This window comes from Mycobacterium sp. NGS35 (genome assembly GCF_059812855.1).
Genome location: NZ_JCALDL010000003.1, coordinates 102,160 through 128,991, shown reverse-complemented (window position 1 = coordinate 128,991; position 26,832 = coordinate 102,160). Strand labels below are relative to the sequence as shown.

Sequence of the window (26,832 nt, the reverse complement as noted above, 5' to 3'; positions counted from 1 at the left end):
AGCCGGGGTTCCTTTACGTTCCGGATAGACGCGAATCCGAACAGGGAGAAGGAAACGCATGGCTGGCAACCCGAGCAATGTTCGGCTGTTCACCGAGGCCGACGTCTTCGTCTACAAGGGCACGACCCTGCCGGCCGCCGACATCCCCGCTGATGTGACGGAGCCGTTCGACACGACTGTCGCGTGGGACGCGCCCGCTCCCGCCGCACCGAAGTGGGGTTACCTCGGGATTCTGGTCGGCGCTGACGGCATCGAGACGCAGCGGCAGTGGGATGAGACCGACATCCCCGGCTGGGGTTACGGCACGATCCTGGTCGCGTCGAAGGACTTCAAGGCCACCGTCACAGTGAACTTCCGGGAACAGAACCCGGTCGCCCAGTCGATCCTGTGGCCGGGCTCATCGGACACCACCCTGGTCGTGCCCGATCCGGCGCATCTGTTCTTCGCATTCGAGAAGCGCACCGCGGACGGCTTCATCGACCGGCGGATCACGAAGCGGCCGGCGCGGCTGTGGGTGCCCAACGAGAAGGACGTCGAGGGCGACAACACGCCGCGCGAGCTGTCGGCGCGGATCTTCCCGAACAGCGCCCGCGAGCTGTTCGCCTGGCAGCACGGCGAAGCCGCCTAACCGGATCGGAGACCCGTAGATCATGACGCAGGTACGGCTCACCGCAGATACCGAGCGGCGCAAGAAGGGCGACGTGATCGACGTCGACGCCGCGTCGGCGCGCAGCTACGTCGCCAAAGGCATCGCCGAGTACGTCGACAAGAAAGCCGCCGACACACAGGATGAGGAGGCTAGCACCGGCCGCCGCGGCCACGTCGTGTCCGTGCAGGTGGTCGACGAAGACCCCTACCCCGGCGACACCCGCAGCGACAGCGACGATGAGCCGAGTATGAGCGACACGAAGGACGAGCTCGTGGCGCGCGCTGTCGCCGAAGGCAAGGCCAGCGAGGACGAGGCCCGGGCGCTGACCAAGTCGCAGCTCGTCGACAAGCTCACCAGCTGACGCCGCCGGGCGAATGAGCTCGCCAGCAGAGTAAGCGGCGATTCTCTACCGTCCTGACTGACGTAGATCGGCACGGCCGCGGGCGCTGGCGACCGGAGCGGGGACACGGCAAACAGGCGAAACGGCGGAGCAATGCTGACAGGTGAGCAGTGACGCAGCGCGACTTGAAGCGCTCGGCGAGCCGCACGTCCGGTTCCGCTGGCGCAACCACGACCTGACGATCCCGCGGGCACTCGAAGACTGGCCGCTCGACCTCATCCGCTGCGGCCGCTACGTCGACGCCGTCTACACGCTGCTCGGCGACCAGACCGCCCCCGTGCCGCGGTTCGCCGACCTCAACTCGCTGTCCAACGCGATGGCCGCCGCCGCCGGGGTCACCCGGCTACCCGAGAGCAAGCCGCTGCCGCAGCGCTTCCGCTGGGCGGCCGGAACCCCCGTCCCGAGCCGGTTCTTCGGCATGTTCGGCGTCGACATCTTCGGCGCCGTCCCGATGCTGCTCGGGCTGCTCGACTCCTTCGAAGACGACATCGCCTCCGATCTGCGCCGCTTTTGGGGTGTGGACTACCTCGACCGCTGGCGCGGCGACCTGACATTGCGCCAGATCTGGACCTACATCCGCCGTCTGCCCACAGATTCGGCGCTCGCCGGGGCACGCAACGGCGGCCACGAGCTGTGGACCAAGCAGACCGTCGTCCTGGCGCAGATCTGGGAGCAACTGGCGCGGCAGGTGTACGTCGGACGGCCGATGACCCGCGAAGAGCTCGACGCCGCGCTCGCCCGCCAGCGCGAAAACGAGCGCCGCGTGGACACCCTGACGGCCAAAGAGGACTTCTACTCGCCGCAGGCCAGCCGCGCCCGCCTGGAAGCAGCGCGCGCGAAGAAAGCCGCGGCCGCCGCGCGCGTCGCAGCCGGGGTGCCGCCGCCCGGGTCTGAACCTTCACCGGCAGCTCTGTCGGCGCTGGACAAGGCGATGGCAGCTCGCCGTCGCGAAATCACCCAACCCAGGAAGGCGGGCTGACCGATGCCTACAGCCAAGAAGAACACGACGGCCGACCCGAAGACCGCGGACGAAACCGGCGCCTCGGTCGCGGTGGACGACCCGCAGCCGACCGACGTCGAGGACACGCAGCTCGCCGCGGACCCCGACACCGGCGAGGTGTCGACCGATGTCGAGTTCGAGTTCCGGGGTGTGACGTTCACGATGCCCCGCAGCCGCGGTGACTGGCCGACAGAGGCGCTGCGCTGCTTCCAGGTCGGCGACAACATCGAGGCCATTCACCAGCTGTTCGGCCCGCTGCAATATCGGCGGCTGCTGGCGGTCGCACCGAAGGGCCGCGACATCAACGAGTTCGCCGTCCAGTTGATGAAAGTCGCCACGGACGAAGTCACCCCGTAGCAAACCCGATGACTTCGTACGCCGCCGCGACTTGCCGTCGCCGACCGGATGACCCGGTCGGCGGGTTCGGCATGAAAGCGCGGCGCTGATGGCACGGGGCCAGGAGGTCGGCCAGTACTACGTGATGCCCGTCATCCCGAGCTTGGAGGGATTGAGCGGGCGGATCGACTCGGCGTTCAAGCAGAAGTTCGGCGATGTCGGCAAGAGAGCCGGCCAGGACTTGACCAAGGGCATGGCGTCGGGTGTCGACGCCGGCAAGGCGCAGCTCGAGTCGGCGGCCAAGAAGGTTGAGCAGCTGTTCGACAAGCAGGCCGACGCCGCTGGCCGGTTGCGGGTCGCGCAGGAGAAACTCAACGACGCCCGCGCCAAAGGCGCGACCGGTGGCCAGCTGGCCGCGGCGGAGGAACGCTACGAGGCGGCGCTGCGGAAATCGACCGCGGCGGCCAACACCTACAAGTCGGCGCTGTCGGACTTCGAAGCGCTCAAGAAACGCGTCGGCAGCAGCAGCGGAGTCATCAACGTCGACAACGACGTCCGCAACGTGGACAGGTTGTCGAATGCGTTGACGACGCTGTCGACGACGGGCACGCGCGGACTGTCGAGCCTGGCTCAGCTGGGCGCGCGGGGCATGGATCTCGCCGGTTTTTCGGCGGGGTCGGCGGCGCTGGGGCGGCTGTCGTCGGGGCTGGGCACCACCGCCTCAGCGGCGGCCGGCGCTGAAGCCGGTCTGGCGTCTGTGGCTGCCGTCGCCGGCGGTGCGGCCGCGGCCGGTGTGGCGGCTTTGGCGGCCGGGGTTGTCGTCGCCGCGAAGAACCTCTACGACCTGGGCGAATCGTTCGACGAGACGTTCGACAACATCCGCATCAAGACGGGCGCGACCGGGCCGCGGCTCGCCGAGCTCGAGGAAGCGACGAAACGGATCTCCTCGGGTGTGCCGCTGGGGATCAACGAGATCGGCAACGTCGTCGCCAGCGTGAACCAGGCGCTGCACCTGACCGGCCCCGAGCTGGACAACGTCGCGAAGAACGTCGCCAACCTCGGCCGATTGACCGGCGAAGCGGTCGACGTCAAGTCGCTGGGGCAGACGTTCCGGGCGTTCAAGATCGACCCGAAAGATCAGGTCGACGCCCTCAACACGCTGTTTCACACGTGGCAGACCACCGGCACCGGCATCAACGAGCAGCTGTCGTTGCTGAGCAGCAAGGGCGGGCAGGCGCTTCGCGAGTTCGGGCTGAACCTCGGGCAGTCCTCGGCGTTGATGCAGCAGTTCGAGGCAGCCGGTGTCCCCGCCGAGGACGCTGTCCAGTCGCTGGGGATCGCGCTGCGCAAGTTCGCGAAGGACGGCAAGGACCCGGCGCTGGCCCTCAAAGACACGACGGCGCAGATCAAGACGCTGCTCGATCAGGGCAAAACCGCGGAGGCGCAGCAGAAGGGCGTCGAAACGTTCGGCAAGTCGTGGACGGCGGTGTTCCAGGGCATCGAGTCCGGGCAGTTCGACCTGGCCGCGCTGTCCGACGGGCTGGCCGGCGCCGGCGACACGATCCAGCAGACCGCTGACGACACGGACGACTTCGCGCAGAAGTGGCAGGAGTTCAAGAACCAGGTCGCCTCAGCGTTGCAGCCGATCGCCACACCGCTGTTCGACGGCATCCAGAACGCGCTGTCAGGGCTCACCACGTGGATCTCGGAGCATCAGGCCGAGGTCATCAACTTCTTCACGACGCTGGGTAAGGCGGCGGTCGACGAGATCGGCGCCACGCTGCATTCGTTCGGTCAGCTGGTTGATGGTGTCGCCGACGTTGTCGGGGTCATCGGTAAGGCGCAGAACCTGTCGCTTCGGCTCTACGCCAACTCCCAGGACCTGCTCGGCCGCCACGATAAGGCGGATGCGGCGCGCCGCGACGCGGACGCGGCGCTGCACTGGGCCGACGGTTTGCACAAGGTCGCTGAGGGTCTCACCGCGGCCGGCGATGCGGTGGATGCCAGCGGCGACAAGTTGGAGGCGTACGGGCGGCGCGCGGCGGAGGCGGCCAAGCTCACCGAGGGCCTCGGAACGTCGGTGCACGTGCTGCCGGACGGCAAGACGATCACGATCGCCGAGAACACCCCCGAAGTGCAGGAGCGGCTGCACGAACTCGGCATGCACATCGAGCAGCTGCCGGATGGGTCGTTCGCGGTGGTGGCCGACACCGACGAAGCCAAACGGATCCTCGACGCGTTCCGCGCCCAGCAGAACGGGACACCGATCACCCCGCCGGTCGAACCGAAGATTTCCGACGAGGCGGCCAACAAGTTCCTCGACGAGCTTCAAGCGTTCATCGCCGGCCATCCCGTCGCGGTCAACCCGACGATCAACTCCGCCAACCCAGCGGTCATCCCGGGTGTGCCGATGCCGCCACCGCCAGGCATGCCGCCACGGGCTCGTGGCGGGATCTTCGACGTCTGGGACGAAGTCGCCGCCTTCGCGAACGGCAAACTGCCGAGCCAGGCGCTGATTCAGCCGCCGGTGCCCGGCGCCGGGCTGGTCCAGTGGGCGGAGCCGTCCACCCACGGTGAGGCGTTCATCCCGCTCGCGCCGGCGAACCGGAAACGGTCGCTGGACATCTGGGCCGAAACGGGGCGGCGGCTCGGAGTGTTCGACCAAGGCGGTATTACCGACCCGCGTGACCCGCGTTTTGACCCGCCGATGCCGCCCGGCGGCTGGGGACCAGCCGGCAAGGAAGGCTACATAGCACGGCTGCGCGGCACTCCGCGTGGATGGTCTGACGCTCCTCGTGGTGATAAGCCGCGAACCGACGAACCGAGCAGCGGCTTCGGACTGTCACCTATCGACGACATCTTCAAATGGATCGTCGGCAAGTTCGATCAAGGCGGCTGGCTGACCGCCCTGACGCCGTTCATCCCGCCGTCGCCGCACGGCCCCTACACCAAGGAGCCCGGGGACCGCATCCCGATCTTCTGGCCGCATCCAGGCCCCTATCCGGGCAGCAGCGGCGACCCCGACTGGGGAAGCTTCGGCAAAGGCATGCCCCCGCCGGGCTGGTTCCAGAAGCCGGTCAACCCGGACGACATTTTCCTTCCCGGCATGGACCCCGAACACCCGTGGAAACCGAAACCCGGCGACCCGGAGTGGATTTGGCGGCACAACCGCCGCGGCGTCGACGTGTTGTCGTTCGAGCAGGGCGGCTTCACCCGCGACTGGCTCGACCAGGTCGCCCAGCAGAACTTCGGGCTCACACTCGGCTCCGGGGACCGCGCCGAGCCCGGCTCCTACCACAACACCCCCGGCGGGGCGCGTGACTACAACGGCCCCCCCGAGAAGCTGGAGCAGTTCGCGAACTGGCTGGCCGACAACCTCGGCCCCTACATCGACGAGCTGATCTTCGCCTCGCCGACGTTCACGAAGACGATCAAAGACGGGCAGCTCAAAGGCCCGTTCGGCTCGTTCTACACGCTGGGTCAGGCCGGCTATCACGGCGACCACGTGCATGTCGCGTTCGGGGCGAAAGCCCGCTCGTACATGGGTGCCGGCACGTCGGCGGTGAACATGTCGAGCTTGTCGCCGCAGGATCAGGCGGTCGCCGCGATCATCACCGAGGGCCGCCGCCGTGGCTTCTCTGACGCCGATCTGGCGTGGATCGTCGCCGACGCGATCGGCGAATCCGGCCTGAACCCCGAGATCCGCGATCACGTCACCGGCACCCACAAGGGGCTGTTCCAGCAGGACGCCAGCTACCCGGGCCGCGACACCATGGCCGGCCAGATCAGCGGCTTCTTCGACCGGCTCCAGTCCACGACCTCGCCGAGCGCCTCGATCGGTGAGCGGATCGTCGGGGTCGAGAAGGGCGGCTACGGTCCGGACTGGATCCAGCAGTACCTGCCGCAAGCCCAGGCCGCGATCGGCCGGGTCGGCCCGCAACTGTCAGCACTGGGCCGCACTGGCACCGGAACGCAGCTCGGCACACCGGGCATCGACCCGGAAACCGGTGAGCGCGGCTACTACGTTCCGGACCCCAAGCAGATCAAGCAGGCCCAGGACCGCCTCGCCGACGCCGACGAAGCGATCCGGCAGGCCGACGCCGCGGTCGCCGAAGCCCGGCAGCGGCGCGCCGAACTGAAAGCCGACGCCTCACAGTCGCAGCGCATGGCCGCCGACGAAGCGGTCACATCGGCTGAGGCGCGCGCCGCGAAAGCCCGCCGGGAACGCGCCGACGCCGAAGCCGACCTCAACGACGCGCAGCGCGGCAAATTCCAGAAAGCCAAAGACGCCACCACGAAATCAAAGTCGACATCGGAGAAGGGCGAGCTGGACCCGATCGGCGGCATCCTCGGCTCGTTCCTGAAAGAGACGTTCGGGCTGGACGGCTCGATCTTCCCGGACATCTCCGAGCTGGGTGTGGTCAAGCTCGCCAACGCGATCCTCGGCATCAAATACGAGCCGCAAGGCAAGGGCTTCCCCTGGCAGACCGGCTACGCGGGCGGCGACGGCACCCCGTGGTCGGGCAACCCGTTCGCCACCGACCAGCCGATCATGACGCCGCAGGCCGCCAGCGGGCTGCCGTTCGGGATGATCCCCGCCGCGATCGACGCCGCCGGCAAAGCCGCCCCCGGCATGGCGGTGCCCGGCAGTGATCCCAACATCGCCTACAACCCGACCGGCGCGCCGCCGGGGCCGGTCGACATGAGCCGCAACGTGTCGATCCAGGTTGACTCCGGACCCACCGCCGCCGAGATCGGCAACACCGTGCGCCGCGAAGTCGCCAACGTCGACCGCCTCCACACCTACGTCCCGGCGGGGGCGTGACGTGACAACGACGATCGACGTGCCCGGCTACCCGCAAACCACCGAACATCCCTGGTCGAGCTTGCCGGATGAGATCCGCGACGAAGCGGTCACCCTGAAATGGATCGGCAGCGACGGCAAGGTGTGGCCGCTGGCAGGCCTCGAGGGCGGCGTGGAGGGCGCGTTCATCGCCGGCGACATCGAGGGAATGGTTCACATCCCGTTCGATTCGATCTGGACGAAACCGGCCTACGGGCCGCCGCGGTTCCAGCGCGCCATCCGCGGCCGCAAAGAGATCTCGTTTCCGCTGGGCCTGATGAGCGATACGTCGCTGGGCTGGTATGACACCGGGTCGCGGTGGTGGCGTGGCTGCAAGAAAGACGAGACCGGGTTCTTCACCGCCACCACCCGCCGGTTCGGCGAGTTGTGGCTGCCGATGCAGCTCCTCGAAGCGAAATGCACCCTCGCCGATGATCCTGCGCGGCAACGGTTCTCGCTGCACGACATCATCCTGGCCGTCGACGGTGATCCGTGCTGGCGGCGCCCCGATGTGCGGCCGGCCCCGTTCATCCGCAAGCCGGGGCCGAAAGCCGATGGTGTGTTGCGGGCGGTGAACCGCGGCACCGAGCCGGCGTGGCCGATCTACGTGATCTCGGCGCCCGGCAAAGTCTGGTTGCCGGACGGGCCGAACGCGTTCACCACCCCCACGGTCGAATCCGGGATCTTGAGTGATTGGCCGCAACTCGGGCGGCTGTTCGGAATCCCGTTCATCGACGAGCTTTTGGGCACGCTGACCCGCAAACGCACCGACGTGAACATGGTCGCCGTCCCCGAGCTGCAACCCGGTGAGCACGCCATCATCGACACCGACCCGAGCCACCGGATCGCGATCACCACCAAAGATCCGGTCGACAACCTGGTGAAGAAGTTCATCCGCAACAGCGAACTGTTGAACTGGATTCTCGGCGAGTACGGCGACAGCGGCATCCCGCTGCTGAAACGCTTCAAGGGGCAAGGGTTTACGACACCGATCCCGCCCCGCAGCGTGGCGACGCTACCGATCAAGCACTCCCAGTCCGGCGGGAAGATCTTCGTTCAGGTTCCGCAGCGCTTCGAGATGGCGGTCGCATAGATGGCGTCGACAGCGACCCTGGACCGCGGGCTGGACCCGAAAACCCTCGACGGTGAGCTGACCGAGCAGATCTATCAACAGCTGCTCGAACGCCGCCACTCCTACCTGAACCGCAAGGTGAAAAAGCCGCTGATCCGGCTGTGGGACAAGGAATTCAACTTCATCACCCGCATCGAGGACGTCGACCGGTGGATGTGGGAAGAACTCGCCACCGAAGACGGCACCGCCGAGATCACGTTCTCCGGCAGCCACCAGGACTGGCTGCGCGAAATCATCACCATCGACACCCGCGTCGAAGAAGACCTCCACATCACCATCGACCCGGACCCTGACAACCCCACCGACTGGCGGAACCGGTGGGGCGGCAAGGTCCTCACGATCGACGACGACGAAACCGCCGGCGAAGCACCCACCACGACGCTGCACTGCATCTCCAACCGGCGCCACCTGTCCGGGATCTACCTGGCCGCAAACCCGATCTTCCCGATGGAAGTGCAGCTGCCGAAGATGTACCTGTGGGGCGGACCCACCGCATTCACTTGCGCGTCAAGCACTTTCATCAACCTGTTCCGGTTGTACACCCTCAACGGCTGGTATCCGATCCCCCGCAATCTGTTCGCGCCGGAGACGTGGCTGCAAAACATCAGCCCGCTGAACTGGCCGGTGCAGGTGATGCCGATCAACCCGATCTTCGACCAGTCACGTTGGTGCACAATCGGTTCCCGCTGGAAAGACGCCGCCACCGTGTTCGCGCCGGTGATGAAAGACGCCGGGGTGATCTGCCGCGCCTACACGTGGCTGCCCGGCGACCCCGCCCCGTACACCGAGGCGTTCGGCAAGACGCTCGGCGAGATCCTCAAACCCACACGGGCGTGCGTGATCCTGTCGTTCGAGGACAAGTCCGGTGTCACCGGGCCGACCGGCACCGCCCTCGACGGCGGCCTGAACCTGATGGCCGCCACCCTCGACGACCTGATCACCGAAACGATCATCCCGCTCGACCGCGACCTCGACGGCGAAACCGACCCGTTCTTCCGCAAGCTGCTCATGGTGGCGCCGCAGCCACCACCGATCGTGTACCGCGACGTCGGCTACGGCAACGTCAAGAAAAAGAAACGCGTCATCCACAAATCGCAAGCCACCGACATCATCGTCGGAGGCAAGAGCCCACAGTGGGTGAACCAGGCCATCACGTTCGCAATCCGTTACGGCATAAGCCAATTGGCGCAAGTCGTGCTCGGCCAGGAAGCCCCCGGCGTCGAAGGCCTCGACAACCTCTACCAAGGCCAGCTCGACGACGTCTTCCTCGCATTTCAGCGCTACGTCAACCCGATCCGTTCGGCGCTGGCCGGAAGTTACGCATTCCGGGAGCATTTCGCGCAGAACACCGGAACTGCCTACGTTCTCAACGCGATTCAGGGCTTAGCCGCCGGCGACGAGGAGATGCGCGCCTACTCGTCGATGAAATTCGACGTCGGCGACGGCCCCTACGTGTGGGGGCTGGACTACACCCTCGGCGACCGGGTTTCAGCGGAGATCCGCAGCGTGCTCTACACCGACCAAATCCTGGCCGCCCGAGCGGAAGGAACACGGGATCTGGCCGGCGACGTGCAGGTGTCCTTCGGTGATGACAAACGCGAAGAAAACCCGATCGCGCGTGGTTTCCGCACCATCGGCAACGTCGGAAACGCGTTGGCGCTGTTGGCCGGAAGTGGAGATCTGTTCTGATGGGTAAAGCAGCCCGGCTGAAGAATCGGCGCCGCAAACTGCCAGCCGGCATCCCCGAGTCGCCCTACACCGACGCCTTCACCGAACAAGAGTGGAACGACGTCCTCGCGCGCGCAGAGCATCTGATGCGCTACTTCCGCGACGCCGTCAACATTCTCGACGGCACGATCTTCGGCATCGACGACGCCACGTTGAAGCTGCTGCTCATCCACGCCGCCCTGGCCGGCATCACCCAAGACGACAACCTCGCCCTGATCCGGCCGAAAGTGCTGCCCGATGAGCAGGGCCGCCTCGTCGACGCGGTGACGTGGATACCGAAACGGTTCGACACCGCCAAAGCACGCCAGGCCGACGCCGAAGAAGAAGCGCGCCGCCGGAAACGGGCGATGGACATCCAGCTCGCCCAAATGACCCCGGAAGCCCGCCGCGCCTACGACCGCATGTTCGCCCCCGCGGCCGCGGAAGCGTTCACCGCCGGCGCGCAACGCGAAGCCGGGTGGCGCGCCCCCGCAGCCGAAGAGACCGACGCCGCAAGAGAACTCCGCGAACAAGCCGCACGGCTCCGCGCAGAAGGGAAACTCTGATGACCATCCCCGTAGAACCCATCTACATCGGGTCGCGGTTCGTCAACATCAAGTTCTACGCGATGCCCCGCAACCCGGGTGATCCCCAGATGATCGCGGGCACGTTGACGTTGATGCCCGACGAAGCCGCCCTCACCCTGGATGCGTTGATGGGGCCGCGGGGGCCGCGCGGGCTTCCCGCGCCGTTCTGGAAACCCGAGTGGGCGTCGACGATCACCGATCCCGCTGACCTGCCGGACAATCTGGGTGAGGCCGACGCTGGGCGGGCCTGGTACATCGCCGGGTTCTGGCACATCTGGGACGGCGACAACTGGCAGGTGCTGTTGGGCGCGATCCCCGGCCCGCCCGGCCCGACACCGAACATTTCGATGACAGCCGAGCAGGTCGAGATGACCGGGTCGACACCGTACGGCGACATCGTCGTGCAGGAAGGCGGCACCGACGAAAACCCCAGCTTCCATCTGCTGATCCCCGGCATTCCCGGCCCGAAGGGCGACAACAGCCGCATCTCGGAATCCCTTGACTTCCAAGGCGAGCCGCTCGACGGGCAGACGATCCTGTGGAACGCCGCCGATGAACGCTGGGAGCCCGGTGACGCCAGCCAACAGATCGTCCGATACATCACCATCCCGGAGTCCAGCTTCGGGCCGGCCGGCACGTTCAGCGCGGCCCGCACGGTGATCGCCGCGCCGACCATCCCCGGCCAGGAGTGGGCCTACTACCCGAAGGTCGGCGGCCATGTCCGCTGGAAGCGCGGCGGGTTGTTCAACTCGGCGCAGATCTGCGTGGAAGTGCGGGCGCTGCCGCAGGGTTCCGACGACGCCCCGGAAACAGGGCAGCTGATCGGCAAAGCGCTGTACGACCCGTCGACGTTGGACGCCGAAACGATCGCCCACATCCGTGATCACTGGTCGGACACCGCCGACCCGTCGCGGGCGGTGTCGCCGGATTCCGCGGTCGGCCGCATCCCGAAAGGCCAAGGCATCGACCTCTACGTGATCCTGTACCGGCAAGGCGGTTCCGGGTCGTACGTGTACGCGACGAAGGATTCACACCTGTCGCTCGAGCTGCTTCCGGTGAGCTGACGCGCTGATGCCGAAAGCTGTCGACAAGCACCCGCAGGCGCGTGGCGTCGGGAACTCGCTGTACAACCCGCTGCGCTCCGGGGTGGCCAGCTGGACGGACCCGTATTCGGCGATCGACGACACCGCATCCCAAGCGGGGCAGGGGATTCGCGGCAAGATCGAAGCCGCCGTCGAGGCGATCAAGGACGCCACCGGCATCGATTTGACCGGGTTCGTCGACTTCATGTCCCAGCTGTTCGGGACTGACCTGTCCGACCCCTCCGGGTCCGGGCTGAATCGCGACGATGTCGTCGGCACGTTCATCAATAACGCGTTGAGCCCGAACGGGATCGCGACGATAGCGCAGATCGTGCAGGCGATCACCGGTAAATCCGGTGGCGGCTCAAACGATCTGACGCAGTTCTTCACGCAGCTGAAGAACATGCTCGGCAATCCGAGCAACCTGGGCGGCAGCGACTTCAATCTGCTCGACGCGTTGAAGAAGCTGGGCAACAACCTGACCACTGTCGGCATGCTGTCCGGTAACACCCCGGTGCCGACGCACTTGTTCAACGCGATCGCACCCGGGGCGCGCAAGAACGTGTTGCCGGACCCGAAATGGACTGATTACGCCACCCTGCAAGGTCAGGGGCAGTGGATGATCGACCTCGCCGGCGGTATCCGCACCGTCCGCCAGGGCGGTGTGATCACCGTGTTCTATGTGGTCGGCACGTATGCGATCACCAGCGGTGTGCCGATGGCCGAAATCAATTATGCGGCTGAGTATTTCCCGCTGATCGACTCCGCGACCGTCGACCCGTGGAACCAGAGCAAGATCGAATACATCTTCGTGCCGTACCCGGGATGGTTTTTCCCGCTGGACAAATCGGAGTCGGCGGGTGTGCAGACGCTGATCTCGATGATCAAGCAGTGCCCGGGCAAGTTCATCCTGATGGGCACGTCGCAGGGCGCCGACGTGGTGAGCATGGTGTACGACGAAATCCGTTCCGGCAGTTTGCAAAGCCGCCGCCCGGACTTGTTGGCGGGGGTGACGTTCGGCAACCCGATGCGGCCCACCGGGCACACCTTCACCGACCCCGTGTACGGCACCTACCCTGATCCGGACCCCAACGCCTCGGGGGCGTCGTCGAAGCACCTGAAAGACCCGGAGCCGTTGTGGTGGGACATCGTTGTTCCGGGTGATCCGGTCACGTTGACGTCCAACACGTCCGCCGAGGGTGTGTACATCCGTAAATTCTTGGACATCACCGCTGAGCGGTGGGATGTGGCGTTTCAGACGCTGATCGGGTTCATTTTCGCGCCGTTCAACATCATCCCGTTCATCCAGGCCGTCTACACGGCGTTGACGACGGCGAACAGCCCGCACGCCCAGTACGGCTCCTATAAGCCGTTCGCGTCACAGGGTGATACGCGCACGGCGTTGCAGGTGGGTTTCGACTACATCGGCAGCTTCGCCGGCCAAGCGAACCCGGTCGGTGAGCGCCACCTGCTCAAAGGGGTCATGTCGGCGGTCGAAGAAGGCCAGATCATCACCGCCGGCGCTGATCTGATGTGGTGGAACCTGCCCACCATTGCCGGTGAGGCGGTGAAAATCGCTGTCGAGGTTTACAACTCGACCGGCCAGCTGATCACCACGCTGACCTCCGCCGACACCACGGTCACCAACCCGACGCGGGATACCGCGTGGACGTATCACACCTATTCGGGCAAGTTCTTGATGCCCGCGGGCGCGAAGCTGGCGTGCTGGGTGATCGACGTGTCCGAGCAAGCCATGACTCAGGGCATCGTCTGGTTCCGCAAACCGGTGTTCGAGCTGGCCGCCACCGTCGACGCCGGCGTGCTGGGCAACATCGAGAACATCGCCAAGCTGCTGCTCGACAGCGTGCAAGGCAGCCAAGGCCAGGACAGTCTGGCTGAGACGTTCAAGCATCTGCTCGACGGCATGGGATCAGCGCTGACGCCGGGCGGCTCCACAGCATCGGGGTTGTCGTTCTCCGACGTGTTCCGGCTGCTGCAACAAACCCAGGAGAAGGCGTCGACCGCATTGCAGCTGGCGCAGGCGGTGCAGCCGTCGGGCTACCAGGGCACCGAGCGCACCACCTGGACCGACCCCGGCACCTACACCTTCAACCTTCCGGCGTGGATTCAACCCGGCGATCTGGTGGACCGGGTCGCGCTCGGCGCCGGCGGCGCCGGCAAAACCTCGGGCTTCATCATCGAGGACGGCGGCCTGCCCGGAACCTGGGCCGCCGACACCCTGGTGTACGGCACCGACATACCCACCGGCACAACGCATTTCACTGTCACTGTCGGCGCCGGCGGCGCCCCGTCGGCCGGTAACGGCGCCGCCACCACCATCACCGCAGCCGGGGTGCCGCCGCTCACCGCCGCCGGCGGTCTGGGCGGACGGAACAGCGACTACCACGGCCAAGGCCCCGGTGACTTCGCGTGGGCCGACTACAGCTATCCGGGCGGCGCCACCGTCGGCGCCAACGCCGCGGGTTCACCCCCGGGCGGTGGTGGCGGCGCGGGCGGCTCATGGCAATCCGGGCGCGCCGGCGCTCCCGGCTTCTCGGCGATCGCGGTGCGCCGGCCATGACCACACCAGCCGCGGGGATCTTCTGGCGAGCGCAGGTTTTCAAGAAGATTGTGATCGCCGCGCAGGCCCAGCTGGGTGCGGCGGCCGCGCCGGTGGAAGCCGGCCTGGTCGGCATCACCGGCACCGCGCAGCTGGGAATGGTGGCGCACAGCAATTCGACGGCGCGCTGCGACATCGCTGGGACCGCGTCGCTGGGGATGATGCGCCCGCAGGCGATGCTCGCGACCCTGGACTTGTCGGCGAACGCGGTGCTGGCGATGACCGGAGTGGAACGCTACAGCCGACTGCTGCCCATCACCGCAGATGCGGTGCTGGCGATGGGCGCCACCAGCGTGTCACCGGCATCCGTCGGCATCCCCGGCACCGCGGTGCTCGGCATGAACGCGGTCGGCCACAGCCAACCGCTGTTCGACGCCGCAGGCGCCGCCTATGCCGGCACGTCGTCGACCCCGACCTGGAACCACACCGCGCAAGCCGGCGCATACGTGATGGTCGGTATCTCGTTGCGCGCCACCACCACCGGCGTCGCCGCCATCACCTACGACGGCCAACCGATGACTTTCCTCGGCACCGTCAACATGGGCGGCGACACCAGCCGGCCTCTCTACGTTTACGGCCGCGCCAACGTGGCTGGCGGGACGAAAACCATTGCGGTGAAACTCAACGGCACCCCCAGCGGCGTGACATTGGAATCGGTGTCCTACACCAACGTTGCATCCGTGTCCGCGCCGACGACAGCGCAAGGCTCCGGCACCAGCGCAGCGCAAACCGGCAATTGCGCGGCCGGCCAGAAAACCGTCCAGATATTCGGCTTCGCGAACACCGGAGGCACTGGCACCGTGACGCCCGGCGGCGGCACCAACCGCTACGCGGGCGGCACCTCCACCACGAAGCTCGTCATCTCCGACGCCGACGCCACCACGAATTTCACCGCCGCCGTCACCAGCACAGCCAGCTGGGGCGGCCTCAACTTCGTCCTGTCCGGATAACAAGAAAGGGAAACACCGATGGCACTATCCAACGCGGCTAAGCAGGCCGCCAGCAACGCCATGGCGGCGCTGGGCACCTACATCAGCCTGCACACCCAGCCCGCCGGCACCACCGGCGCCAACGAAGCGAGCGGCAGCGGCTACGGCCGCCCACCCACCACCTGGACACCCGGCTCCACCGGCGTCAACACCGGCACCGCGGTCAACATCCCCTGCGCCGCAGGCACCTACAAAGAGGCCGGCTACTGGAACGCCCAAACGAACGGCACCTTCTACGGGTCCGCAGCGTTCACCGGCGGCGACGTCACCGTCAACGGTATCGGCGCGTCCATCACCGTCACCCCATCCATCACCATCAACGGCTAGAGGAGCAACTCGACGATGGATGTGCAGACCACCCATCAGATCATCCCGTTCGGCGCGAACATGATGACCCTGTTCGACAACGACACAGGCACCGGGCTCGTGCTCGCGACCCGCGACGACCCCGCCAGCCCCTGGACCGTCCACGCCGACGGCCTCGCCGATGTCGTTGTCGCCAACGACGCAGGGAATCAGCCACGCAACCCCGTCATCCAGGCGATGGTCGACCACGCCCTCGCCGCGCACCCCGGCGACTACGTCACCGTCAAAACACCTTTCGGGCTGCGCGAACAACCATGAGCCGCGGGCTTGGCCGGTGGGCGATCCTCGACCCACGCAACCGCGACTACCCGGCCGCGCCGCCTGCGCGGGTGCAACGCAAGTCGGTGCTGTGGCCGCATGACGCGCCGCTGCTCGACCAGGGCGACGTCGGCGGCTGCACCTATTGGGCGCTGGACAACTGGCTCAACACCGACTACGCCGCCCCGTTTCGGCATCGCGACGGATTCATGGACGACGCCGACGCGCGCGCCGGCTACGAGCTGACAACCCGCCTCGACAGGATCCCCGGCCACTACCCGCCGACCGATACCGGTTCCACCGGCAACGACGCGTGCAAAGCCGCCCGGCAGCTCGGCCACCTGACCGGCTGGCGGTGGTGTTTCAGCTTCGACACCGTCATGGGCTGGCTGCAACAAGGCCCGTTAATCGTTGGAACCTTGTGGACCACTTCGATGGATGACCCGAGCCGCGACGGGCACATCGCGCCGGCCGGTGAGCTGGCCGGCGGCCATGAATGGTTGCTGCTCGGCTACGACGCCGCCGCCGATGACGTGATCGGGTTGCAGACGTGGGGTGAGGACTGGGGTGTGAAGATCGCGTCGCAGCGGCGCGGCCGGTTCCGCATCACCGTCGGCGACTTCCGTTGGCTGCTTTCCCAGCAGGGCGAAGCGACCGTCCCTTTCGGCGCCGCGGGCCGGTAAAGCCGCTGGTTGATCGGTTCGCTCAGGAACTACGGCGCGTGTTCGACTCGGTGACGTGCCCCTAGTTCCGAACGCGTACACGCCGGACACGATCGCGCTCGGCATCATCGCCGAAGGCCGGCGAGAGGGCGTCGACGATCTGGCGATCGTGTGCGCCATCTGCTGCGGGCTGGTCGAGTCCGGGCTGACGATGTACGCCAACGAACGCGACCCGCACACCCTCGACTACCCGTACCAGAAGCTGTCGACCGACGAGAACAGCGCGGGCATCTATCAGCAGCGGTTCCCGTGGTGGGACGACCCGTCGACCGAGGACTTCGGCGGCAGCTCGGATCGGATGGACGTCGCCCGCTCGACGCGAATGTTCCTGAAATCGCTGCTCGCCCAACGTGACCCGGACTATCACACTGATCCTGGTACGGCGATCGCGAACGTGCAGCGACCCGACCCGCGCTACAGGGGCCGCTACGCGCAGCGCATGGGCGAAGCGTGGTCAATCTTCAACCGGCTCAAGGACGTTGAGGCGCACAACCCTGGCGCCCCGGCCGTGGTGCTCGCGCAGCGCCCGGACTTCGTCGAGCTGGAGCGCTTCGGTAAAGGCTTCAACAGCCGTAGCCGCACGCCGAGCAACTTCTTCCTCCATACCGAGGAAGGCAACTCGACCGCCGAGCAGCTCGCCGCGTTCTGCGACGGCAGCAACGGCGTCTCCTACCACTACACCGTCCGCGACGGCATCGTCTGCGACGTCGTCGACACCGACTACTACTCCTGGTCGGTTCTCGACGCGAACGTGTTCTCCATCAACCTGTGCTTCGCCGGCTCGCGGGCCGCGATGAGCCGCGACGAGTGGCTGGCGCGGGAGCGCGACATCGAGATAGCCGCCTACCTCGCGGTGCAGGACTGCCGCAAATACAACATCCCAACCGATGTCATCTACCCGCCCTACCACGAAGCGGCGGGCATCGCCGATCACCGCTACGTCACTGAGCAGCTCGGCATCGGCACCCACACCGACGTCGGCGGGCCGATGAATCCGCCGTGGACCGGCTTCCCGTGGGACGTCTTCGCCCGCTACGTCGCCAAATACGCAGGAACCGAACAACTCGAAGGGGGCTTCATGGCCAACATCAGCGACACCGACGCCCGGCTGGTCGTCGACGCGGCGAAGAAGATCCTGGCCGTCGACAACGGCCGCGACGACCGCAAGTGGCCATCGCGGTCGTTCTTCGCGCGCGACGCCAACGGCGTGGACGACACGGTCGGCATGGGGCTGTTCGCCGACGCGAACGGGCACAACCTGCGGACCGCGCTCGGCGCGCTCGCCGGTGAACCCGACGCCGTGGCCGACGTTGAGCGTGTCGCCGCCGGCGATGTGCGCGGTGTGATGGCTGACCAGGAGTGGTTCCGTGAAGCGGCGATCGCGTTCGCGCAGGCGATCAAACCGCTCTGCGGAATCCTCAAGCAGTTTGTTCCGGTCGAGCAGCACAGCACCGGAACAGTTGTCGACGGCGAGCTCGTCGAGGCACCGGCGGCGAAGAAGGCCACCAAGCGGGCACCGAAGAAGCGTGCCTGATGGTGTGGAAGCAGCCGCAGCTGACCGATCCGCCGATGGGTCCGACCGACGAGATCCGCAAGCTGCAACACCGGCTGCTCTACGCGTACGGCACCAACTCGCGGGCCGCAGCCGAGGGCGTCACCGAGTCGGGGATCTTCGACCCACCGACCGACCGGGCGCTGCGCAACATTCAGCGCTGGCTTGCCGAGCACGAAGACCCGAAGTACAACCGCGAACCCGGCGTGCTCACCTACGACTGCAAGGTTCGGCTCGGCGTCTACATCCCGCCTAAGATCGGGCCGAAGTACCCGATCCAGGGCGTCTTCCACAACACCAACGCGTTCCTGCAACCGGACCCGTACCACTCCTACGTTGCGGCCACCGACGAAGGCGCAGCCGAAGGGCTGCGGCTCGAGCTACCGGATCCGCGGCCGAAAGTGGTCTTCGGCTACTCGATGGGCGGCGACACCACCCGCAAGTTCCTCAACCGCTGGCCGGCCGATCGGCGCGGCGAGATCGAGGCGGTTGTCACGTTCGGCGACCCGTCGATGCCGCCGGAGGGCTCACTGTTAGGCGATGATCCCGGCGCGGGAATCTCCGGCGACTATCAGCCGGCGTGGGTGCGTGACCGGTACTGGTCGTTCTCGATCGACGGGGACTGGTATCCCCGCTCCCGCGGCTTGCTGCCGTTCCTCTATCAGATCCTCATCCGGGCAGCTTTGACGCTGGACTTCGCGAACTTCCTGTTCACGCAGCTGCCGACGCTGGCCGGCAAGCAGCTTCTCGGCATCGAAGCGACCAGCGACCCGCTCGGCGGCGCGTTGTCGGGTCTGGCTGGACTGGTCACCACTGGGCCGGCGAACAGGATCGGGGCGCTTCTGAACCCGATGGGGATTTTCGCGATCCTGCCGCAACTGGTCGAGCTGCTGTTCGACGCGGTCAAGTTCGTCGCCACCGGCGCTCACGGCCGCTACGGCGACCCAGCCTTCGCGCTGTGGGACGGGATGACCGCCGTCGACAAAGCCGCCGCGCTGGTCCGTGAACACGTTCCGGGCGGGGCGGTGCTGATCCTGTTCCCCGGAACGTGGTCGATGTGGAACTTCGGTTTCCAGTTCGACGCCGCCGCCCGGCTTCAGTAAACCCTCGGTGAAAGGGGCAACCCCGGTGAAGGAATACCTGGTCTATCTGGCGAAGTCCGTGCTGGCGTTCCTCAGTTTGGTGCTGACCAACGCGGCGACCGATCTGATGGTCAACGGCCATCCCTGGCCGGCCGACTGGCATGCCGGGCTGCGCTGGGGTGTTTCGATTCTGCTGGGCACGTGGCTGGTGTACCGGACACCCAACGGGCCGAAACCCGCCGCAGCCAGGTCCAGGAAGAACACAAGGCGACGGAAGCGCGCGTGACCTGGCGGCGCGTCGACCCCTACTTCGCGCGCCGAGTCCAACTCGTCGTCTTCCTCATCGCGATCAGCTTCGGTGTCGATTACCTGTTCACCCCCGCCGGGTCGTCATCCGCGCTGACCGCGATCGAACGCACCGTGATCCCGCTGCCACTGTGGGGGGCGGTCATCACCGCGTGCGGTGTCGCCGGCTTCCTCGTGGAGAAGTTCGTGCTCGGCGACGACCACCCGATCACCGCCACACCGCAGCGGCGGCGTTGGGGCTGGGTGTCCAACACCGCGCACGTCATCTTGTTGGCGGCGTTCGTCGCCCTGTCGGGCTCGGCGCTGCTCGACGTCGTCGCCCGCGGCATGCAGACCGGCGACTGGTATGGGTGGCGCACCGCCGCGCTGTGGGGCGGCTACGCCTACCTGAACCGCGAATTCGTACGCAGGCTCGGCGACCCGTTGTGACCGCCGACAAAGCGATCACCGATCTGATCGACAACTCGCCGCTCATCGTGGCGATCGCCATCGCCGTCTGGTTATCGCTTCCGCAGCTCGCCGAACGCTTCGCGATCATCGGCAAACTGCTGCGGCCGCTGTCGCGGCGCTGGCGGGAAAAAGCCGCGCGCCTGGAAGCCGAACGCCGCCAGCTCGCCTTGGAGGAAGCCCGCCGCCTGGCCGCCGCCGCGATGGCCGAAATGACCCCGCCGGACATCGCGCGGATGGAAGAACGGATGAAACGGCTCGACGAGCAACTCGACATCGTCCAGGACGCCGAGAATCTGCTGCGCGCCTACGTCATCTACGACGAGCTGTGGCACTTCCACGACGACCGCTCCGCCGCGCGCCACGGGAAGCGACCCAAGCAGCGGCTCACCTTCGACGCGTTCGAACGCAAATGGAAGTCGGGGTGGCGGCCGTTCGACAACGACGGCAATTTCACCGGCAACGACGACCTCGACAGCGGCGACGGAAACGGCTCGTGAACCGAACACCCGCAATGGTGCGACCATCGAGACGTGGCTGACCTGGCGGAGCTGTCCTACTTCCAGCTCGACGGCACCTACAACGGCATCATCCCCGACACGTTCGACCCCGGCCTGGACCCCGACTTCTTCAACGTGTGGTGCGACGTCACCCTGACTTTGCGGGTCGAGGGCGGACCGAAAGACGGCGCCCTGGAGTTGCGGCTCACCACGACCACGCCGCCGCGCACTGTGCTGCTGGTGCCTATCCCGGCGCGTATCGAAACCGGGGTTTTGCGGCTACCCCGCGCGGCCGCACCCGCAACGGAGACGCCGACCGCCGACCAGTACAACCAGCAGCTCGCCGCCACCGGCGTGCGGGTCCTCGCGAAGTCCGCGGTGCTCGAGCTCGGCGCGGGCAGGCTGCTGTGCGATGTGAGGTTCGGGCGGGCGAGCATCCTGGGCCAGCAGTGGCAGTTCCGCGACTTCACGTTCGAGGTGCCCACCGTCGAGGACTACGACCCGGCCGATCCGGTGAAGCTCGATTTGACGACCGTCCCCCGCTACATCCCGCCGGCGACGTGACCGTGCGCCGTGCGGTGGCCGCGATCATCGTGGGGTTGCTGTTCGGCTGGGCGGCCGGGTTGGCCGCAAGTTACATCGCGTTATGTGTGATCGGCGTCGGTGACTAGGCCTGCCGCTGCGAGTGATTCGTCGGTCGGCTGCGGATCGTGTGGATTGTCGATCCAATCGGCGCGGTCCAGATGCGCCCAGCGTGAGATCGTCGCGTCGCTGTGGGTGTCGGCCACCGAGTAGAGGCGGATCTTGCCGCCACACACCTCGCACACGCCGTTACGTTGCGCCCTGGCCACGGGTCACACTTTATGCCACGGCTGGCAACCGTAGCTGGCGAACGCGTAGTCACTAGGGTCGATGCGCACCCGCAGAGGGCCTTGCGAAATGTCGACGATCTTGCCGGTGTCGATCGTGTTCTCGATCGTCAACGTCGGCCCCGACAGCCGCGCCCAGGTGCAGCCGCGGCTCCCGGGTCGCGGCCCAGCCGTTTCGATCCAACCCGCCATGATGCCGGTGCTCAGCACACCGCCGCCGGAGACGCGGTAGATGCCATCAGCTTTCGGGACGGCATCGCACGTCGGGCCGATATTGCCGCAGCCGCGCGGTTTCGTCTCGGTGGGACCAGCAGAAGATGCCCGGCTCGTCGTCGGCGTCGGCGCGGCGCCGGAATCCTGATGCTGCGAGCAGCTTCTGACCGCGCCCACCAGCATCAGCACCGCGATCACGACGGCGCCGATCCGTGCCCACACCGGAATCCGCGCAACCACGTCGCTGAACGAATCCATCGCGCGGAAACTCAGCGCTTGGTGTCAGGGCACAGCGCCGTCTGCGCGGCGTCGACCATCGCCCGCGCCAACCACGGCTGCACATACACCGGCACCACCAGCTGGTTCACCGTGTCGTCGTGCGAAACCCCCGACCGCAGCAGATCACAGGCACGGTGCCCCTGCGAGACGTAGATGGCGTTGTTGACCGGGCCGCCGATCACGCCCGGCGTGTTGCCCATGATCGCCAGATAGTCGCCGTCCGGATCAGCGTGCGCGACACCCGCCCCGAAGACAGCAAACACAGCTACTGATGCGGCGATTCCGGTAGTCCACCCCTTGGTCCCCATGTTGGCGAAGCGTAACAGCTAACACTCAGGCAGCGCCTCGGAATGGATCGAGACGACCAATGGCATCGTGGCGGCGCATATCGGGGACTTTCGTGTAGATCTGCGTTGTCGCCACAGACTTGTGTCGCAGCAGCTCCTGCACGGTTCGCAAATCGGCACCGTCTTCGAGCAGCGTCGTCCCAGTCCAGTGCCGCAACGAATGTGGTGTCCCGCGAGCGCCAGCCCGCCGCATCGCCTGCCCGATGATGTCCGACACACTCTTGCCGTGAACATGGTCCCCGAGCCGGCGGCTGTTGGCCGGGAACCACCAGCCGCGCCGCGGCATGGTTTCGGCCACCTCGACCAGCAGCGGATGCAGCGGCAGCCAATTTACCGACCCGCCCTTGCCTTCCACATACAGCCGCGGGCCGAGGACATCGACATGTTCGCCGCGCACCCGCGCGATTTCTGAAACCCGCAGACCGGCCAGCGCCGCGAGCAGAATCATGACGCGGGTGCGGTGGTGCATCGGCGTCAGCAGCAGTCGCACCAGGTCGTCATCGGACACCGGCCGCGGAACGCGATCGGGATACCGTGGCGGCGCGACCTTCACCATCGGGTTGTCGGTGCGGTATCCGACGATCGTCAGCCATTTGAACCAGGCCCGCAGGTAGCTGTTGTAGGTGGCGGCAGTCGCCGCCGACCATTCGGTGTGGCGGCTCAGCCAGCGCACCACGTCGATGGCCTGGGCGGCCAGCGGTGACACGTGCTGCTCTTCGGCGAATTGCTCGATAACACGCACGCGCTCACCGACTGTGACCGGTGAGAGTTTCCCGGCCAGCTGCCACAGCATCCATTCCTGCACTACCGGATCAGGCACCATTGCCCCCTCAGCAAATCTATATTTGCCCCGACCGAGGCAGCAGTGAACCACCTTCTCGTTTGCGCCCGCAAACTTACGTCACCGTCAGTCAAGAATGTTTCGGACAAAACCCATCGCTCCGTCCGAAACGTCAGCTCAGCCAAGCCAAAATGAGACGGCGCCGCGAAGCCAGCGCGCATGATGCTCAGCGACCTCCGCGCGGCACATAACCCACGCCGTCAGGGCCGAAACACCGTCATCGCCGATCCCGTCCGGCAAGTTCTCGCCACGCCGAAAGTCAGCCGCATCACTGCGATCCTGGGCAGCTTCCCGCTCCCAACGCGCAGCCGTATCCGCCAGCTCCCGGAGTAGGCCAGTGAACGCTTGGCTTTCAAGCAGCTGTGTGGCACTGTCCGTGTCGCCTTTGTCGGCGAACAACCTGCGCGCGGTCACCACATGCCGGCTGTCTTTGCCCATCAGCCCGATCTCCGCCGCGAAGCCGTGTATTGCGCCAGGTTGCAGCCTTGCCGATGCGCCCAGCGAAGCCGCTTATGCCGACCGCAGAACCATCGTTTGCAATGCCGACAGAAGTGCGTTGCAGTGCTTGAGCACCGGGCATCGTTGATTGGGTCGACGGTCGCGCACTTCTCGATCGCTTCACCCGGCGACTTCATGCGGCGACCCTCGACGGCTCGAGACGGCCAACTTCCGAAAGTCTGCGGCGATGAATCGGTCTAGTAATCCGCAGGTCCTAGGTTCGAGTCCTAGTGGGGGCACTGAAGAGTCCAGGCGTTTGCCGCACGCTGCGAAGGCCTTGGTTCGACGGACGGTCCCTGGCTAATGCGATTTGCTGGGAAACTCCTGAAAGCGGTGGCGGATCCGCCGAGACGCGATAAACTCCTCGATGTCCGTCACGATGAGGTCGCGGGCAGCCACCAAGGCCGTAACACTCGGCGCCGTCGCTCGAGGGCGCCGAAAGTTCCCGAAGGAACACGATGAAGATTCGCGTCACCTTGACCGCTGCCGCTGTGGCCGGGTTCGCCAGCCTAGGCTTCGCACTTGCTGCACCCGCGTCCGCCACCTGCGACGACGGCAGCCACGAGCCGTGCTTCACAGGAGACGGACCCTTCTGGCTGGACACGCCCAATAACTACGCGAAGTTCGTGCCGAAGACCATCAACAACTGGGCGAATTTCCCGGCCGACACGGTCCAGGGATATCAGAACGCGTTCGCCCAAACCATCAAGCAATACACCGGAATCGACATCGCCCCGAGCTCGCAGACCGCAACGTCGAGCAGCGTGACCGGCGCCAAGACACCGTCAACCGGCACCGGGTCGTCTGCGAATTCGACCGCGGGAACCTCCTCGTCCACGAAGTAAAACGCATCGGGTTGTCGCCGTCGATCCTGAGCCGACGAATCAGGTTCTCCGACAACGCTTTTGAAGCTCACGATTAGTGTCCGCGCAGCCGTCTAGTCGCCCTCGCTATTGCCCTTCTTGCCCGGCTTGTTGTGCCCTGGCGGCACCTTCGGCGGCACGGGCGGAAGCACGATCGACGACGGCGGCGACGTCATCGCAGGAGTGCTCGGCGGCGGTGGCGACGGCACCGTCGTGCTGGTGGTGACGGGCTGGGGCTGCGGCGTTCCGCCCGAGTCCACTGCGAGCAAAATCACACCGAGTACCAGAGCGGCGAACACCAAACCGAGCACCAGCAGCAGCCCCCGTCGGCTCGGAGGTCCGACTGTCGGCATCGGCGGAGGTATCGCCACGGGCACCGGCGTCGTCATCACCCGAGTACCCGGGCGGCCAGCCGGCATGGGCGGCTGGCCGTTGAGCGCAGCACGCATCGCCCGCGCGTTCGGGAAGCGCAGAGCCGGATCGCGCGCCATAGCCCGCTCGATCACCGCGGCTAGCGCCGGGCTCACGTCCGGACGCAGCATCAACAGCGGTGGCGGCTGCTCATGCAGAATCGCTTGCGCCAGCGCTGCGATGTTCTCCTGCATGAACGGCCGGCGGCCCGTCAGCGCCTCGTATCCCACCACGCCCACGGCATAGACGTCGTCAGCGGCGGTGGCCGGCCTGCCGAGCACCCGGTCGGGGCTGAGGTACGCCATCGTGCCGAACACTTGGCCGGCTGCCGTGAAGTTGGTGCTTCCCGCCGTCTTCGCGATCCCGAAGTCGCTGACCTTCGCCTCGCCCGAGGAAGTGAACAAGATGTTGGCGGGCTTGATGTCGCGATGCAGAATGCCCGCATCGTGCGCGGCGGACAGCGCAGCGAGCACGTCGTCGAGCACAGCGCACACCAGCGGCTGCGGCAGCGGGCCGCGCACGATCTTGTCGTGCAACGATTCCCCGGTCAGCCGCTCCATGACGATGAACGGGACGCCATTGTGCTCGCCCGTATCGTGCACGGCGACGATGTGTGCGCAATCCAGTGCAGCGGCCGCACGCGCCTCGGCTTCGAACCGGCGGCGATTGTCCGCCTGCGCGTCGATCGCGGGGTGCAGCAGCTTGATCGCCACCGGCCGGGCCAATCGTGTGTCCCAGCCGTCGCGGACCTCCGCCATACCGCCACGACCCAGCACGCCACGAAGCTCGTAGCGGCCACCGAGCAACTCGGGGGCCTTCACCCTGGCTACGTTAACCGGACGGTGCCCGGCTAAACCCCGGCGACTGGGCAGTAGTGGGTGGGCTTGTGCCGCTCGTCGAGCGGCGGCAGGTTGCGCGCCGGCGTTTCTGGCAATGGTGCGTCCGCCGGTATCCGCCCCGCCGCGCGGTCCAGGCCCCCCCGGGCCCGCGGGTGCTTGCGCAGACGCGGCGGCAGCAACGAGAACACCACCCGCACAAGTTCGCCGAACCGCCGGTGCAGCCATTCGTCGCGGGCTGACCAGCTGAAGCCCAGCAAGTCACGCACCGGCTGGTCGTACAGCCCCACGCACAGCCACACCATGAACGGCGCGACGACGTGGCGCTGTAGCGGAGTGAACAAGAAGTCCGGAATCCATTTCGCGAACCAAGGTTTGGGATAGTGCGCCAGGTCGAGCACGTCCCGCGTCGCCTTGTTGTCCTCCAGCACCTCGCGGCACATGTAGTCCCAGTACTCCTGGAACTCCTCCCACGTCTTGGGCACCGGACGCATGCTCATGCCATACATCCGGTACCAGGTGACGTGCTCGTCGAACAGCTGGCGCTTCTCGTCTTCGGTGATGCCGCCACAGAACCGCTCGGCCACGTGGATGGTGCCCATGAAGAACGTGGCGTGCGCCCAGTAGAAGACGTCAGGGTTCAGCGCGTGATAGCGGCGGCCTTTCGCGTCGACGCCCTTGATGTCGGTGTGATAGTCGCGTACCTGGGCGCCGGTGAGCGGCGCGCGGTCGCCGTCGAACACCACGCCGCCGATCGGGTACAGCGACCGCAGCACTCGGGGCCACGGCTCCCGTGGGAAGGTCGAATGCTGCTCGACGGCCGCGCCGAGTTGCGGGTGCATGTTCTGCATCGAGCCGGCCCACGGCCCCTGAAGCATGCCGCGCCAGTCGCCGAAGTACTTCCACGTCAGCGAGTCGGGACCCAACGGTTCGGGTGGCGCGTCGTAACCGCCAGAGGTCACCGGACAGCCGGCGGCAACCGGTTCGCTGGTCAGCGCGCGAGCATCAGACGTATGTTGAGTCACTGGTGACGAGTCCCCATCAGGGCCGGAGCCAAAACTGACTACGTGCGTTGTCAATCGTGGAGTCTAGGAGAG

Annotated in this window: 28 protein-coding genes; 21 read left to right on the top strand and 7 right to left on the bottom strand. The window is 66.6% G+C overall.

Annotation, left to right across the window (positions count from 1 at the left end):
- Positions 1–58 precede the first annotated feature (58 nt).
- From AC5Y4C_RS08030 to AC5Y4C_RS07935, 20 genes are all read left to right on the top strand, one after another.
- Positions 59–628 carry a hypothetical protein gene (locus AC5Y4C_RS08030; protein WP_500008213.1) on the top strand — a complete coding sequence of 190 codons (570 nt, stop codon included), beginning with the start codon at positions 59–61 and terminating at the stop codon, positions 626–628.
- Positions 629–650: 22 nt separating this feature from the next.
- A complete protein-coding gene (locus AC5Y4C_RS08025; RefSeq protein WP_500008211.1) occupies positions 651–1,010 on the top strand; it encodes a hypothetical protein in 360 nt (119 codons plus the stop codon).
- A gap of 142 nt (positions 1,011–1,152) precedes the next feature.
- On the top strand, positions 1,153–2,028 hold the full coding sequence (locus AC5Y4C_RS08020) for a hypothetical protein (RefSeq protein WP_500008209.1): 876 nt from the start codon (positions 1,153–1,155) through the stop codon (positions 2,026–2,028).
- A gap of 3 nt (positions 2,029–2,031) precedes the next feature.
- Entirely contained in the window at positions 2,032–2,406 is a 375-nt protein-coding gene (locus tag AC5Y4C_RS08015; RefSeq protein WP_500008207.1) for a hypothetical protein, read from the top strand.
- Between the two features lie 88 nt (positions 2,407–2,494).
- Complete coding sequence (locus AC5Y4C_RS08010; protein ID WP_500008204.1) at positions 2,495–7,210, top strand: ATP synthase subunit B family protein; 4,716 nt, start codon at positions 2,495–2,497, stop codon at positions 7,208–7,210.
- Between the two features lies 1 nt (position 7,211).
- The gene (locus AC5Y4C_RS08005) at positions 7,212–8,321 is read left to right on the top strand and encodes a hypothetical protein (protein WP_500008203.1); all 1,110 of its coding nucleotides are present in this window, start codon (positions 7,212–7,214) and stop codon (positions 8,319–8,321) included.
- Positions 8,322–10,049, top strand: coding sequence for a Gp37-like protein (locus tag AC5Y4C_RS08000; RefSeq protein WP_500008201.1), 1,728 nt, complete (start codon positions 8,322–8,324; stop codon positions 10,047–10,049).
- Entirely contained in the window at positions 10,049–10,633 is a 585-nt protein-coding gene (locus tag AC5Y4C_RS07995) for a phage gene 29 protein family protein (RefSeq protein ID WP_500008199.1), read from the top strand. The genes AC5Y4C_RS08000 and AC5Y4C_RS07995 overlap by 1 nt, the downstream gene beginning before the upstream one ends.
- Positions 10,633–11,718 carry a hypothetical protein gene (locus AC5Y4C_RS07990; RefSeq protein ID WP_500008197.1) on the top strand — a complete coding sequence of 362 codons (1,086 nt, stop codon included), beginning with the start codon at positions 10,633–10,635 and terminating at the stop codon, positions 11,716–11,718. The genes AC5Y4C_RS07995 and AC5Y4C_RS07990 overlap by 1 nt, the downstream gene beginning before the upstream one ends.
- A 7-nt stretch (positions 11,719–11,725) precedes the next feature.
- On the top strand, positions 11,726–14,317 hold the full coding sequence (locus tag AC5Y4C_RS07985; RefSeq protein ID WP_500008195.1) for a glycine-rich domain-containing protein: 2,592 nt from the start codon (positions 11,726–11,728) through the stop codon (positions 14,315–14,317).
- Positions 14,314–15,306, top strand: a complete 993-nt coding sequence (locus AC5Y4C_RS07980; protein WP_500008194.1) for a hypothetical protein — start codon at positions 14,314–14,316, stop codon at positions 15,304–15,306. The genes AC5Y4C_RS07985 and AC5Y4C_RS07980 overlap by 4 nt, the downstream gene beginning before the upstream one ends.
- 18 nt (positions 15,307–15,324) lie before the next feature.
- Positions 15,325–15,672 carry a phage tail fiber protein gene (locus AC5Y4C_RS07975; RefSeq protein ID WP_500008192.1) on the top strand — a complete coding sequence of 116 codons (348 nt, stop codon included), beginning with the start codon at positions 15,325–15,327 and terminating at the stop codon, positions 15,670–15,672.
- A 15-nt stretch (positions 15,673–15,687) separates the two neighbouring features.
- Positions 15,688–15,969 carry a hypothetical protein gene (locus tag AC5Y4C_RS07970; RefSeq protein WP_500008190.1) on the top strand — a complete coding sequence of 94 codons (282 nt, stop codon included), beginning with the start codon at positions 15,688–15,690 and terminating at the stop codon, positions 15,967–15,969.
- Positions 15,966–16,652, top strand: coding sequence for a hypothetical protein (locus AC5Y4C_RS07965; protein ID WP_500008188.1), 687 nt, complete (start codon positions 15,966–15,968; stop codon positions 16,650–16,652). Before AC5Y4C_RS07970 ends, AC5Y4C_RS07965 begins: the two co-directional genes overlap by 4 nt.
- 55 nt (positions 16,653–16,707) lie before the next feature.
- Complete coding sequence (locus tag AC5Y4C_RS07960; RefSeq protein WP_500008186.1) at positions 16,708–18,225, top strand: N-acetylmuramoyl-L-alanine amidase; 1,518 nt, start codon at positions 16,708–16,710, stop codon at positions 18,223–18,225.
- Positions 18,225–19,346: a hypothetical protein gene (locus AC5Y4C_RS07955; protein ID WP_500008184.1), complete on the top strand. Its 1,122-nt coding sequence runs from the start codon at positions 18,225–18,227 to the stop codon at positions 19,344–19,346. Before AC5Y4C_RS07960 ends, AC5Y4C_RS07955 begins: the two co-directional genes overlap by 1 nt.
- 25 nt (positions 19,347–19,371) lie before the next feature.
- Positions 19,372–19,611, top strand: a complete 240-nt coding sequence (locus AC5Y4C_RS07950) for a hypothetical protein (protein ID WP_500008182.1) — start codon at positions 19,372–19,374, stop codon at positions 19,609–19,611.
- On the top strand, positions 19,608–20,060 hold the full coding sequence (locus AC5Y4C_RS07945; RefSeq protein ID WP_500008180.1) for a hypothetical protein: 453 nt from the start codon (positions 19,608–19,610) through the stop codon (positions 20,058–20,060). Before AC5Y4C_RS07950 ends, AC5Y4C_RS07945 begins: the two co-directional genes overlap by 4 nt.
- Positions 20,057–20,578, top strand: coding sequence for a hypothetical protein (locus AC5Y4C_RS07940; protein WP_500008178.1), 522 nt, complete (start codon positions 20,057–20,059; stop codon positions 20,576–20,578). The genes AC5Y4C_RS07945 and AC5Y4C_RS07940 overlap by 4 nt, the downstream gene beginning before the upstream one ends.
- A gap of 33 nt (positions 20,579–20,611) precedes the next feature.
- Positions 20,612–21,142, top strand: a complete 531-nt coding sequence (locus AC5Y4C_RS07935) for a hypothetical protein (protein ID WP_500008176.1) — start codon at positions 20,612–20,614, stop codon at positions 21,140–21,142.
- 80 nt (positions 21,143–21,222) lie between these two features.
- Here the strand turns inward: AC5Y4C_RS07935 and AC5Y4C_RS07930 are convergent, their stop codons facing one another.
- From AC5Y4C_RS07930 to AC5Y4C_RS07910, 5 genes are all read right to left on the bottom strand, one after another.
- Entirely contained in the window at positions 21,223–21,429 is a 207-nt protein-coding gene (locus tag AC5Y4C_RS07930; protein ID WP_500008174.1) for a hypothetical protein, read from the bottom strand.
- Positions 21,430–21,432: 3 nt separating this feature from the next.
- Positions 21,433–21,918 carry an Rv1352/Rv1906c domain-containing protein gene (locus tag AC5Y4C_RS07925; protein WP_500008172.1) on the bottom strand — a complete coding sequence of 162 codons (486 nt, stop codon included), beginning with the start codon at positions 21,916–21,918 and terminating at the stop codon, positions 21,433–21,435.
- A gap of 11 nt (positions 21,919–21,929) precedes the next feature.
- On the bottom strand, positions 21,930–22,247 hold the full coding sequence (locus tag AC5Y4C_RS07920; RefSeq protein WP_500008171.1) for a DUF732 domain-containing protein: 318 nt from the start codon (positions 22,245–22,247) through the stop codon (positions 21,930–21,932).
- A 25-nt stretch (positions 22,248–22,272) separates the two neighbouring features.
- On the bottom strand, positions 22,273–23,109 hold the full coding sequence (locus tag AC5Y4C_RS07915; RefSeq protein WP_500008169.1) for a tyrosine-type recombinase/integrase: 837 nt from the start codon (positions 23,107–23,109) through the stop codon (positions 22,273–22,275).
- 135 nt (positions 23,110–23,244) lie between these two features.
- Positions 23,245–23,565: a hypothetical protein gene (locus AC5Y4C_RS07910; protein ID WP_500008167.1), complete on the bottom strand. Its 321-nt coding sequence runs from the start codon at positions 23,563–23,565 to the stop codon at positions 23,245–23,247.
- A gap of 518 nt (positions 23,566–24,083) precedes the next feature.
- Between AC5Y4C_RS07910 and AC5Y4C_RS07905 the strand changes: the two genes are divergently transcribed.
- The gene (locus tag AC5Y4C_RS07905; RefSeq protein WP_499914012.1) at positions 24,084–24,470 is read left to right on the top strand and encodes a hypothetical protein; all 387 of its coding nucleotides are present in this window, start codon (positions 24,084–24,086) and stop codon (positions 24,468–24,470) included.
- A gap of 92 nt (positions 24,471–24,562) precedes the next feature.
- On the opposite strand, the gene AC5Y4C_RS07900 is transcribed toward AC5Y4C_RS07905, so the two are convergent.
- Entirely contained in the window at positions 24,563–25,720 is a 1,158-nt protein-coding gene (locus AC5Y4C_RS07900) for a serine/threonine-protein kinase (RefSeq protein ID WP_499961585.1), read from the bottom strand.
- 29 nt (positions 25,721–25,749) lie between these two features.
- Positions 25,750–26,760, bottom strand: a complete 1,011-nt coding sequence (locus tag AC5Y4C_RS07895; protein ID WP_499961584.1) for an oxygenase MpaB family protein — start codon at positions 26,758–26,760, stop codon at positions 25,750–25,752.
- Positions 26,761–26,832 lie beyond the last annotated feature (72 nt).